General features: G+C 43.5%; 13 protein-coding genes. 4 read left to right on the top strand and 9 right to left on the bottom strand.

Features of this window, described 5'->3' with window-relative positions; all coding sequences use genetic code 11:
• Positions 1–7: 7 nt before the first annotated feature.
• From V7O62_RS11970 to alaS, 3 genes are all read right to left on the bottom strand, one after another.
• Positions 8–1,066, bottom strand: coding sequence for a response regulator transcription factor (locus tag V7O62_RS11970; RefSeq protein ID WP_406656558.1), 1,059 nt, complete (start codon positions 1,064–1,066; stop codon positions 8–10).
• Between the two features lie 86 nt (positions 1,067–1,152).
• Positions 1,153–2,493, bottom strand: a complete 1,341-nt coding sequence (gene gvpD / locus V7O62_RS11965; RefSeq protein WP_406656557.1) for a gas vesicle protein GvpD P-loop domain-containing protein — start codon at positions 2,491–2,493, stop codon at positions 1,153–1,155.
• A 10-nt stretch (positions 2,494–2,503) separates the two neighbouring features.
• On the bottom strand, positions 2,504–5,281 hold the full coding sequence (alaS, locus tag V7O62_RS11960; protein WP_406656556.1) for an alanine--tRNA ligase: 2,778 nt from the start codon (positions 5,279–5,281) through the stop codon (positions 2,504–2,506).
• Between the two features lie 279 nt (positions 5,282–5,560).
• Between alaS and V7O62_RS11955 the strand changes: the two genes are divergently transcribed.
• The 3 genes from V7O62_RS11955 (at position 5,561) to surE (ending at position 7,193) form a co-directional block, all read left to right on the top strand.
• Positions 5,561–5,854, top strand: coding sequence for a hypothetical protein (locus tag V7O62_RS11955; protein WP_406656555.1), 294 nt, complete (start codon positions 5,561–5,563; stop codon positions 5,852–5,854).
• 61 nt (positions 5,855–5,915) lie between these two features.
• On the top strand, positions 5,916–6,332 hold the full coding sequence (locus tag V7O62_RS11950) for a hypothetical protein (RefSeq protein ID WP_406656554.1): 417 nt from the start codon (positions 5,916–5,918) through the stop codon (positions 6,330–6,332).
• A gap of 72 nt (positions 6,333–6,404) precedes the next feature.
• The gene (surE, locus tag V7O62_RS11945) at positions 6,405–7,193 is read left to right on the top strand and encodes a 5'/3'-nucleotidase SurE (protein ID WP_406656553.1); all 789 of its coding nucleotides are present in this window, start codon (positions 6,405–6,407) and stop codon (positions 7,191–7,193) included.
• 48 nt (positions 7,194–7,241) lie between these two features.
• Here the strand turns inward: surE and V7O62_RS11940 are convergent, their stop codons facing one another.
• Together V7O62_RS11940 and moaA are read right to left on the bottom strand one after the other, a co-directional pair.
• Positions 7,242–7,391: a hypothetical protein gene (locus V7O62_RS11940; protein WP_406656552.1), complete on the bottom strand. Its 150-nt coding sequence runs from the start codon at positions 7,389–7,391 to the stop codon at positions 7,242–7,244.
• Positions 7,369–8,316: a GTP 3',8-cyclase MoaA gene (gene moaA, locus V7O62_RS11935; protein WP_406656551.1), complete on the bottom strand. Its 948-nt coding sequence runs from the start codon at positions 8,314–8,316 to the stop codon at positions 7,369–7,371. The genes V7O62_RS11940 and moaA overlap by 23 nt, the downstream gene beginning before the upstream one ends.
• A gap of 113 nt (positions 8,317–8,429) precedes the next feature.
• Between moaA and V7O62_RS11930 the strand changes: the two genes are divergently transcribed.
• Complete coding sequence (locus V7O62_RS11930; protein ID WP_406656550.1) at positions 8,430–9,749, top strand: cobyrinate a,c-diamide synthase; 1,320 nt, start codon at positions 8,430–8,432, stop codon at positions 9,747–9,749.
• Between the two features lie 8 nt (positions 9,750–9,757).
• Here V7O62_RS11930 and priL read toward each other — a convergent pair whose 3' ends face one another.
• The 4 genes from priL to V7O62_RS11910 all read right to left on the bottom strand — a co-directional run bounded on the left by priL (position 9,758) and on the right by V7O62_RS11910 (position 12,403).
• A complete protein-coding gene (gene priL, locus V7O62_RS11925) occupies positions 9,758–10,831 on the bottom strand; it encodes a DNA primase regulatory subunit PriL (protein WP_406656549.1) in 1,074 nt (357 codons plus the stop codon).
• 4 nt (positions 10,832–10,835) lie between these two features.
• Positions 10,836–11,573: a DNA polymerase sliding clamp gene (locus tag V7O62_RS11920; protein ID WP_406656548.1), complete on the bottom strand. Its 738-nt coding sequence runs from the start codon at positions 11,571–11,573 to the stop codon at positions 10,836–10,838.
• Between the two features lie 121 nt (positions 11,574–11,694).
• A complete protein-coding gene (locus tag V7O62_RS11915) occupies positions 11,695–12,009 on the bottom strand; it encodes a transcription factor S (RefSeq protein WP_406656547.1) in 315 nt (104 codons plus the stop codon).
• The gene (locus tag V7O62_RS11910) at positions 11,987–12,403 is read right to left on the bottom strand and encodes an NUDIX domain-containing protein (protein WP_406656546.1); all 417 of its coding nucleotides are present in this window, start codon (positions 12,401–12,403) and stop codon (positions 11,987–11,989) included. The genes V7O62_RS11915 and V7O62_RS11910 overlap by 23 nt, the downstream gene beginning before the upstream one ends.
• Positions 12,404–12,434 lie beyond the last annotated feature (31 nt).

The raw sequence follows: 12,434 nt of genomic DNA, 5'->3' as shown, positions 1-12,434 counted from the left end.
TATATAATTAATCCTCTTCTGACCAGCCAAGCCTCCTCATGACCATCTTAATCCGGGCTTTGACTTCCCTTTTATCAAAAGGCTTTGATATGTAGTCATCTATACCAAGCTCCATACCTTTTACCTTATCTTCTACTGCCGTTTTTGCAGATATCATTATAACAGGGATGTCACTGGCCGTTTTGCTTTTCTTGAGTTGTTCAACAACCTCATAACCATCCATATCCGGCATCATGATATCAAGCAGTATCAAATCCGGTTGTTCCTTAAGTGTAGCATCTATTGCCTGCTCACCATTGTAGGCAACCAGGAATTCGTAGGGCTCACTTATAAGAGATAATTTTAGGAGTTCCGGAATATCAGGTTCATCATCCACAATCAATATTTTCAGCTTTTCATGTCGGATTTTCTTTCTTGAATATTCTAGTTTGATTGACCCCTCTTCTACAGTATAAAGGAAGTCAAAGTCCTTCAATCCAACCTGGGTATGTACCTCACCGATGTTGGTAGTTTCAAGCACCACATCAAAAAAGGATTTTATCAGCATTTCCGTATCATTAGAGAGTATATCCTTCAGAAGAATAGAAACTATGCCACCCTCCTTTTCCCGGATCTTTTTCTCGATGAACTGCATGAAGTTCTCAACGACCTGCAGGGTGTCAGTGGCGATGACATTCATGTTGTCAATTACAAGCAGGGATTGTGGATTCTTTTCAAATAAGTTGGCTACATGTGATGCTATCTTTGTGTAATCTGCAGGAGAGCTGCAATAAAATGTATTTTTCTGTGGCGGCTTTCCCGGTACTTCGATGTCTATAAACCATAGACGATCCATAAACTCAGTGTTATCAAATCCGAAGTCTTCGAACTTATTCAGCACTTTATCTCTTGAAGAATTCAGACATAACCAGACAACATTCCTGCCGGTATTGTTCTTAAGTATATCATGTACATGAAAATAGACTAAACGCTCAACAAAACTATCAACTGGAGCAAAGAACAATGAACTTTTACTTGACAGTTCATTCCTAAGTGTCGCCAGAATTTCAGAAGTCCGATCTTCCATTATCCCTTACCTTTATATTGTTTTATCAATATTGGTTTTATTTTCTTATTAATGTTTGGGATGTATTATATAAAAAAAATGAAGCATTATTTGATCGGAGTGAGCCGGACCTGCGGATAGCCGGAGTCGAAATCCATTTGAGCAACATACAATCCGGTTTTCGGAACAATACCATACATTACCAAAGTCTTGTCAACGTTCTCAAACTTCCAGTGAGTTGTGGCCATGTGCGCTACAGAATCAGTGATCTTCTGACCGTGTTTTGCAACTGCAAGAACAACATTGTCAGTAGTTTTGGTTACTGACGCCATTTGGCCTATAATAGAACCTATGTTTTCCCAGCCATAGTTGTATTCCATACTATCCAGCCCGATATAATCAAGAAGAGGAGAACCATGTTGACGCATCATCTCATTCTTTGACTGATAGAACACATCCATATCCTTATAGACATTACCCGAAAATGCTGCTATATAGGGAGGAATACGTCCCTTAAGGTCACGTATCTCAAAACCCTTGAACTGTCCGGGAAAAACATGTTCTGTAGTGAAGGGAGAGATGAGTCTTTTCTCGGTTTCAACACTAGTACCCTCAGTAGGAATACTCAGCATCCCCCTACCCAGGTTCAAATGATTGATAAATGTAGGAAGCAAGAGACTGTAAAAGGAATCACCCACACCGCTTGTGATCTCAAAAAGGTTGAAACTGCCTTTCTGGTACCCTCCAGTAAGAATATTATCAAAATCAGGACTTCCTGTGGATATTTTACTCTCAATCGGATCAGGAACAGGATCAGGAACTGCAGTCGCTTGAGGATAAGAAACCCCGAAGGGTTCAAAGCTTGTAAAGCTACCTCCTTCCAGCGTAAAAACATATCTTGACTGAGACATACCGACTCCCCGGAGCTTGTGTAACTGAACCTTGCGTATGTCAGCATCTGATATCTCAGAAACTTCCAGAGACACTACTCCATCGACAAGGTAATCAAGAGAAGTGACCTCAGTCTGTTCGGTGATAAGTACAAGATCTGCATTCACCTTCCTGGAAAAATCAGAAAGGAGACGTTCAAGTTCGAACTTGTTATCTTCCCACTGGGAGGATCTTGTTGTCGCAATACTCAGAGAATCTATGGAGTCCACTACTATCATGGGTTTTGAATCGCCCGATTCCCAGATGACTTTGATTCTGGAAGCTAGCATTCTGAGGAAATCTTCATTATTGCTGAAATCCCCTTCAATCCACGGGAACTTACCATAAGATGAGGATTTGTCTATCCGGGGAGAAATGTAAATGCAATTTCCTTCCGGACAGAGCTCATTCAGTATTCCGAATATGAAAGTAGTTTTACCGGTACCTGGTTTGCCTTTAACGAGCAGGGACTTCCCAAACTGGGAAGAAAAGAACTGCCCGATCTCCCCTGGAATCATAATTCACCTCTTAAGCAGCCTTTAGCTGTTCCTTTAACAAAGATACACCGCATTCCAGTGAGTCGTTGACTTTCAACGGATCGACTCCACCGCCACGAGCCATATTCGGACGACCGCCACCACCGCCGCCAACTACTTTTGACATTTCCCTGACGATAGAACCTGCATCTGCACCGGCTTTCAAGGCGTCATCGCCTGCGGCGGCAACGATCTTGACACCTTCCGCATCACTTGCAAGTATGGCAACGACATCTTTGTTCTGTGTAAGCTCACCTGCGACCTTCACCAGTTCTTCTACGTCTGCATTGGGTATCAAACTCGCAATCACACGGACACCATCGACATCAAGGGCATCGCTGACCATTCCTGCAACACGTACATGTGCCAGTTCATCTTTGAGCCTTTCGTTTTCTTTCTTGAATTCTTTCCATTCACCGAAGAAACGCTCGATGGTTGATGGCAGGTGTTCGGGAAGTACACGCAGTGCTTCTGCCGACTGGTCAAGATAGGATTCCATCTTTTGGGTGGCCTTCACTGCCGCAAGACCGGCAGCATATTCGATACGCTCCACACCATCCTGAATACGTTCAGTCTTAAGGATCTTGATAGGGCCTACAAGTCCCGTACTTATACAGTGAGTACCTCCACAGGCCTCAACATCATCTGCAACTTTGAGAACACGGATAGTGTTTCCCGGAGGGACACCTCCCTGATAGAGCTTGAAACCATACTTCTTCTCAGCATCAATACGGTCCATCCACTCGGCAGTAACACGCTGGTTCTCCATCACCGTGCGGTTGGCAATCAGTTCCATCTGGTTCAGTTCATCCTGAGTTATGCGTTTGTAGTGAGAAATATCAAGGCGGGCACGGTCAACTGCCTTCTGTGCACCGGTCTGCCACACATGGTCACCAAGTACCTTCCTTGCTGCGTCATTCACAATATGTGTCGCAGTGTGGTGGCAGGCATGAGCCATCCTCCGTTCCTCATCTACCTTTCCGACAACCAGGTCACCTTTTCTCAGGTGAAGCTCATCTTCTACATCTTCTATGATATGAACAACAACACCGTCCACAACCTGAACATCAATAACATTCAGGACATTATCATAGACCGTGATAGTACCATGATCTGCAGGTTGTCCACCACCTTCAGGATAGAAAAGGGTACTATCAAGCACCAGATGATTATCAAAGACATCCAGCACAACTGCCTCGAATTCCATCCTTGTAGGTTCGTCATAAAAGAGACGCTTTGTTTCGGGGAGTTTCTCGACCTTTTCCGCATATGGGAAAACTTTTTCCTCTTTAGCCTCGGCCTTGCTGTGGCCCTCAGCAACAAGCGAATAGAAATTATCAGGAAGTTCGGTATCTACTCCCATTTCAGACGCAACCTGTTTTGATATCTCAGGAGGGATGCCATGACTGTCATACATCTCTATGACCGTTGAGAGAGGAATCTTCTCACCTGAGGACTTGTAATGTTTTGCAGATTTCTGTATCATTCGCCTGCCACGATCAAGGGTCTCAGCGAATTTTCTTTCCTCATGTTCCAGTATATCCTGAATAACATCAAGCTTCTCACTAAATTCAGGATATTCTGGCAGATTATTGATGTGCATCTCAACTATCTCTGACAGAGGAATCCTGATATCCATATCATTCATCATCCTCAGAGTTCTGCGAAGCACCAGGCGTGCAAGATATCCTGCTTTGACATTTGATGGAATTATGCCATCAGCCAGCATGAAGGTGAGACAGCGGGTATGATCGGTTATCGCATATACATTCTCCACAGGTTCCATAATAGCCGAAAGTTTGTCCACAGTGGTACCAATACTTGAAGCTACCTGTTTACGAAGCTCGAAGAGATTTGCCTTCTCGCTTACATCCATGAGTCCTGCAAGGCGGGCATTCTGCGAAAGGATGTTAGAATATTCTGAATTGTCCAGCTCATGCTCAAGACCTGCAAGTTCCATGAGTTCATTGACAATGTTGGGGAAAACAGCATCGTATATTGTAGGAGAACCCTTCGAAGCCCATACAAAACGCTCAAGGCCATAACCCGTATCAACAATATAGTCATCCATCTTACGGTATTGCTCACCTTTTATTGGAATGTCACCTTCCTTTGACTGTTCCAGATTCATGAAAACAAGCGTGGCAACTTCAAGGCCACCTATAAGGGCTTCAACACAGGGACCGGCATTACCACCGCCAGCCCAGGGTTCCTCCTTATAAGTCACAGCCAGGGGGTCAGCCCCAAGGGAATTGAAAAGCTCATCACACAACTCCATTGTGCGATCTTTCCAGTAGATTTCTTCGTCCTTTTTATTAAAGGCATGATGGGCCATCATCTCAAAAGTAGTTAGATGGCGACCACTTCGCCCTACCGCATCAAGATCTGAAAGGCGGATGCATGGCTGGGAGATAGTAAGCGGATTTGCCGGCGGTTTTACCTGGCCGGAAGTGACAAATGGCTGAAAATCAGCAATTGAAGCGATGGTCAGATAAATGTCATCCCTCCACCTGGCAACAACAGGATATCTTTCCAGTCTGGTATGACCTCTGTCTTCGAAAAATTCAAGATAGTACTCCCTCATTTCAGCGAGGTCGAACTTTTTCTTGAAAACCGGATTGCCTATGAAACTATAGGGGTCACATGGGGCATCCCCGCATGTACTCCTGTCGACATCACGTGTCCAGAAAAATTGACCACATTTTGAACACTGCTTCCTAATAAAACCGTTTTCAGAAAAAAAATCAAGCTGATATTCATCCTCAAGCATAATTATTCCAACTAAATGATCCTTTGATGAAATTTATTCTTCCAAGTATACCCCAATGATTAAAAACATTTCTTATAGGAATCCATCTGATAATAAAATTATATTATTAATATAAATATACATAGATCATAATTTAGACTGAGTGTGATTTCACAAAAACTATAGATTTATTATAACTATATTGTGAACATAAAACTGTCAATAAAACTACATACTCAAAAAATCAAGTACATTATCTTTAAATAGATGATCAAGAACTAGGGTTAATGGTGATGACCGATGGAATCAATGCGATATATGTCATTAGTGTTTAGAGGTTTGGTCGAAGAGTACAGCAACTCCGGAGTTAGACCTTCCGTTTTCATGGATGCTGGTGGTAATCTACAGGTGTACCTGTGTGATCCCATTGTTGAGGAAAACAGAGAGGAATACGGCATCGATATTGAAGGAGAATACGAAGTTAACGGCGGACAATTCACTGACATGTACGAAGCATTGAAGCTTATCGCACCTGCCCCACTTGAAGCAGAGACAAATCTGGAACTCAGGAGAAAGGCAGCCACCAAACAATAACTAGTTCACGCACGGGAAAACAGCATATTTCTTTTTGAAGTATGTGACAGGACGAGAGAGAATGGACTATAAAAAATTCCTGAAAGTCTTGAAAAATTCCAAACAGGTCTATAGGGAAGACTATGTAAGGAAGATTTTCAGGAGTGCACACTATGATATCGGCCTTTTTGAAACTCACTTGAATGAGTTCAATGAAACAATGAAAGGGAACGATTCTGCCCTTGCAAGGCAGTATATGGACAGGACTATCCTTGCACAGGTTTTAGATGACGCTTCAATATTGCTCGAAATAGCAAAAGACGATAAATGCCTCAACGAAGAACAAAATGAGACAATTATCGATATAATCGGTAAACTTGATGCTATCAGTGAAGATATTGAAGTCATCGAACATGTCAAGGCCCTTGCCGAACTTCCGGAAGGTACCGAATACGACATGCAATCCGGCGAAAGGAAAAAAGTCTTTGCAAATGTATAATTTTACGGGATATCCCCGTACTTTTTTATTTTGGCCATTAGTTTTAAGAGATTGATCTGCAAAAGGTAGGCCATGTCCAGAAAAATCCTTCTTACAAATGATGATGGCGTATATTCCGCAGGCATAAGAGCGGCCTATAGAAGTGTTGCAGACCTGGGAGAAGTAACTGTATCCGCACCCATCATGCAGCAAAGTGGTGTCGGACGTTCGATATCTATTTTTGAGCCTTTAAGAGTCACAACCACCAAAATTGATGGTGTTGAGGTCAATGCCGTAGGCGGGACACCAACCGATTCGGTAATAATCGGAATGTTCACGATCATGAAACAAAAGCCAGACCTCATACTTTCAGGTTTTAATATTGGAGAAAACATCAGCACCGATACCATCACGACCTCCGGGACCATAGGCGCAGCTCTTGAAGGAGCAAGTTACGGCATCCCTGCAATTGCCACATCTGTCCAGGTAAAAGAAGAAGGAGATAAGTTCGATGACCATAGGGATTACCAGCATGACTTTGAAGTCGGGATAAAAGTAATCAACCGGATCGCCAGGAAAGTATTGCAGCACGGACTTCCAGACAATGTGGACCTGCTGAATATCAACCTTCCTTACCATGTAGAAGATGATACGGAGATAGAGATCACCCGGCTTTCAAGGAAGCTATTCAAGACAGAGGTGGAAGAAAGGCATGATCCAAGAGGCAGACCCTACTACTGGATAGCTGGAGATCTTATAAGTGAAGATGAGGAAGGCACTGACGTGAATGCTCTTGTCAGCAAAGGAAACATATCGGTGACACCTATCACACTTGATGCCACATCACCCATCGATTTTTCTGAAATAGAGCATCTGCTGTAAAAATGCCATAATAAGAAGAAAAAGATTTTTAGGCAAATTAAGAATAATTTATTTTTTTATTTTCAGGAGTATCTCTGCGCAGTCTTCATCAACTCCACGCAGAGTTCCTGTTGCACCTACGACAGTGCTTCCCAGAATGTGTTGTACAAAACGATTAATCTCGATGTTTTTACCATCAACTGTCAGTTCTACTTCCATTTTGATCTCTCCTTCCTGTGTAAAAAGGCACTCTTCTGCTAACTGCAAGCTGAAGAAGTGCAGGCAGCTCTTCCGGGCTTGCGTTTGAGACGTCTACAAGATTATCGTTTGCAAGCAGGCAAGGTTTGAGCTTCCCATCTGCAGTCACACGCAATCTGTTGCAGTTTGCACAGAATTCCGTGTTGTCAACAGGACGTACAAACTCCACTTCAGCACCATTGATTATGTACTTTTTCCTGTGGTGCATCTGGCGTACTTTGACGTCAGTGGAACGCGCCAGTAACGCACCCTCTACTTCGTCGGCATTGACATGCAAATCCGCCACATCCTTGAAATCCATAAGCTCAATCAATTGCAGTATGACATTTCCATTGAACTGCTTTGTAAATGCAAGCATTTCTTCGATCTCATTCTCATTTAGATCCTTCAGGAGAACCATGTTCACTTTTACAGGAGTCAATCCTACGCGAACAGCTTCCTCAATTCCCGCAAGTACTTTTCCAAGAATATCCTTTTTGCAATTTGTTATCATGCGAAACTTTGCAGGATCAAGAGTATCCAGACTAACGTTTACCCGATCCAGGCCAGCTTCTTTCAGGGATAATGCCCGCTCTTTTAGCAATATCGCATTGGTAGTCAGGGAAACATCCCTGAGTGGAGGTAACTCAGTCAGGATATCTTCCAGATCTTTCCTGAGAAGAGGTTCCCCTCCTGATATTTTCAGCCGGTCAACACCAAGGTCTGCAGCCGCCCTGACAATACTTACAATAGTCTCGACTGACATTTCTCTGACACTGCCAGGATCACCTTCGTTATGACAATAAATACAATTAAGGTTGCACCTGTTGGTTATGGACATCCTCAGACTTCTGACAGTTCGTCCGTATGTGTCTGTCAGAGTCACACGTGCCCCTGATGAATTCATAGTACGTAGATAGACTTCGCTTATTTAACTATTTTGAATAAGGAGTTTTCAATTAGACAGCTCCAGTAACCCGGAGAATAATGCATATATACATATTAGACAAAATAGCCTGCATGACAAAAGCTGTACTGCTGGCGGGAACAAATAGTGGCGTAGGAAAAACCACTGTGTCCATGGGAATAATGGCAGCCCTGAAAAAAAGAAATATGGATGTACAACCCTTCAAAGTGGGACCTGATTATATCGATCCTACCTACCACACTGCTATTTGTGGTAAACCTTCAAGGAATCTTGATACTTTTATGATGCAGGTTGAAGGAGTCAAAAATACTTTTTCCAGGCACTCACAGAACGCCGACATAAATGTAATAGAAGGAGTAATGGGACTTTTCGATGGCATGGGAGCTACCGAGATAGCAAGTTCCGCACATGTTGCAAAATCACTTAATCTCCCCGTGATCCTGGTGGTCAATGTTCACGGAATGTCACGGAGTGCAGCAGCAATGGTCAAAGGATTTTCAGAATTCGACAAGGACGTGAATGTCGCCGGAGTTATACTCAACAAAGTAGGAAGCCCCAGACACTCACAGATGATCATCGATGCTATTCAGGACATTCCTGTCGTAGGCACACTTCCGCGTAACCAGGATGTCAGTGTTCCCTCCAGGCACCTTGGCCTTTTCATGGCTCATGAACAGGATTTTGACACATCAGAACTCGCAGGTTTCATTGAGGAAAATATCGATCTGGATGCAATCATCTCCATAGCCGAAACTGCACCTGATGTTGAAGATGTACCTGTTGAAGAAAGCTCTTCGGAAGACAAGGTAAAGATAGGTATTGCACTGGATAGTGCATTCTGTTTCTACTACCAGGACATGTTCGATGCCTTCAGGCAGGCCGGAGCAGAAGTTGTTTTCTTCAGTCCGATAAAGGAGGAAGTTCCGGATGTCGACGGAATGTATTTTGGAGGCGGTTATCCCGAACTCCACATATCTGAGTTGGAAAGTTCAAAGACCACAAAATCCCTGAAAGACCTCTCCGCCGACGGCATGCCCATTTACGGCGAGTGTGGCGGGCTTCAGTATTTATCGAAATCCTATGAGATCGATGACACTGTTCATAAAATGGCAGACCTGTTTCCTGCAGAGACTGTGCTGACAAAGAAACTACAGGCACTGGGATATACCGAAGGTACTGCAAAGGGTGACTTTATAAAGGGAACTGTAAGAGGACATGAGTTCCACTATTCGGTAACGTATTGTGCTGACGATGCAAAACTGATCTACGAAATGAAACGCGGGAAGGGGATCGTGGACGGCATGGACTGTATCACCGAACATAACTCCCTGGCAAGTTATACCCACGCACACCCTGCTTCATTCCCTGTGAAAAGCTTTGTGGATAAATGCAGGGAATATAAGCACAGATAAGAAATCAATTAAGATTCCGTTTTGGCACTATTATCAGATGGTGCCTTAACATTCTGCTTTTGCGCATTCCTGTTCTTGAACCAGATTTTGCGCCGGTAATAGCCTAAAGGATGTTTAATCTTTTTGCAGACCTCATCGGGAGAATAGCAGTTGCCGTACGTCTGCATAGTTGCACATGAAGGAGGTTTGTAATTTGTCCCCGATGCGCCAGCTATATGCTCAACCTGATATCTTGCCTTTTCAACATCAAAGTCAGGAGAAGAAGTAAAAAGGTTCAAGATATCATCCACGGACATTCCTACTGTAAGCAGGAAAGAGGTCATTGCGAACCTCATAGAGTGCGCAAGGTTGATACCTCCCTGTGTTTGCGATATAGCATAGGTAACACACGGAGGAAAAAATCCGCTCTCCACAGAGCCGAATTCGGATCCATCCCCAAAGGTAGTCTTACGTTCGTGGAGTGCAGTCTTTATATCTTCAAGATATGGCTCACACGCCTGCTGGACATCCTCCGGAACTGACACCGGAAGACCGCCTTCAATTCTGTTCTTAATACCTTCCTGTAGAAGACGGGCCAGTTCATCTTTTGAAACATTTACATAACCGTGTTCAAGTTTACGATTCACAAGTTTCCATTCAGTTGCTTTTAAAGTGCTTCCAAGACGAATGTAATCAGTAAAGTGCATCCTGAAACCAGAATCATAATCCTTCGCCTGAATACCAAATTCCAGAGCAAACTCTTTGAGAAAACTAAGCTCCTGGCCTTTAAGGGACTTATAGGATGAAACAGCCTCTGCCAGTGAATATCTTCTTGTCAGAAAAGGATCGTCAATACACGAAACAAGTATACGCGAGAAAGGATAGGAAAGCAGTTCGATCAGTATTTTCCGATCATCCGAACTAAGAAGACCGGGTTTGGCAATCTCACCCTCGATAGACTGCAGCACCCGCTCCTTGCCGCGCAGACGTGCCGAGTCCATTGCTCTCGAAGAGATCAGCCGATCAAGGGAAAAATCAAGACTCGCCACATAACGGGAAGCCTCACTTACATAGGGATATAAGGCAAGGTCCTTTTGATCCATATCCTTAGTCAGATTCGATACGTGGAGCCAGCAAATATCCTATCTTACCAGAACCATTTGCAATTGTAAAGCCGACCTTGACCGGGAAATCTTTACCGATCTCAACGGTAACCTCATTTGATTTAGAAGCCGGCTTGACTATATCAGACAGGTAATCCAGAGAGAAGAGCGAACGGGCATCACCAGATTTCAGGTCTATCAACTGGTCACGCGGGATGTCCAACCTTACACGGTCCGTATCTCCCTCGGCTTCCATATAGAATGCATCGCCTTCAACACCCAGAAGCATATGATCACTTATCTTCTCCGCAGCCTTGACCGCCCTTTGAAGATCTTTCCCGTTCATGACAACCTCTGCAGGAAGCTCAAGCTGGGGAATTCTGGGCTCTGCCCTTATAGTTGAGGGATCGAGCAATGCAAGGGTATAGGACAGGCCACCAAGATGAAGTGACATCTTCTGTGACATCTCGTCAAGCTCCATGATAACTTTGTCTTCCTTGCCAGCGACACTGAAAATATCATTGATCTTGGACAGATCCATACCTATTTCACAGTCGTCGGCAGTGAATTCATCAAAGGCATTAGAACTCAGTTCAAAACTGACCATCGCCACATTGGCAGGGTCTACAGCCCTGACCGTAAATCCTTCAGGAGATATTTTGAACCTCGCTTCATCAACTAGAACTGAAAGCGCCTCTATGGAACTCTTAAGTGTATCTGCATCGATTGTTGCCTTGAACATCTGGATTCTCCGCCAAATAAATTTAATTTCTATGTCGTTATATACATTTAATAATAAAAGCTTTCTTCAAAATAATCTGAAAGTCTGAACAACCTGCTAGACATAAGATACTAATTATATATTAATCATACTCACGCCAGGTTGCACTGCACTTTGTACACTTGAAGAATCTTGTTTCCGATTCATCTGCAGACCTGAGCTGACGCAACCACCAGTATGCCGTATTGTTGCCACATTCCTCACATCTCACCGTTGTTGTTGGAAGACCCTGTTCAATGTTGCCTTCAAGTACTGTGACTTCCCTGTCTGCACGTTCTGCTTTAGACACCAGTGATTCGTCTTTACCTTCTTTTTCTTTAACATACCCACATTTTCTACATTGGGAGCTACCCTGTACCGGAAACATCATGCTTTTACATTTTGGACAGAATTCCATCGATTTCACCTTTTGACTGCTCTAATATCGTATTGTGGTCGAATGCCATTTCTGGTATATTCATTATGTCGAAGAGATAGACACTCTTCGCATCGGAACCAGCTTTAAGATCACCACGACCCACTGAAAGGTAAACCACACTTACGGTATGGCCTCGGGGATCACGCAGAGGGTCAGAATATACCCCAAGCAACTTAACTATTTCTATTGACAGACCGGTTTCCTCAAGAGCTTCCCGTACAACTGCTTCTTCTACGGTTTCACCTATGTCAACAAAACCACCTGGCAAAGCAAATTTACCCTGAAAAGGAGGGTTTTTACGCTGTATAAGCACAATCCTGCCATTGAACAGAATAACAGCATCAACTGTCAGTTTTGGAGTATCGGGGCACATATGAACAAAAGCTTAATACGCTAAATCAAAT

The organism is Methanolobus sp. ZRKC2 (assembly GCF_045291185.1).
GTDB lineage: Archaea > Halobacteriota > Methanosarcinia > Methanosarcinales > Methanosarcinaceae > Methanolobus.
This window is presented reverse-complemented; position numbering and strand designations above follow the sequence as displayed.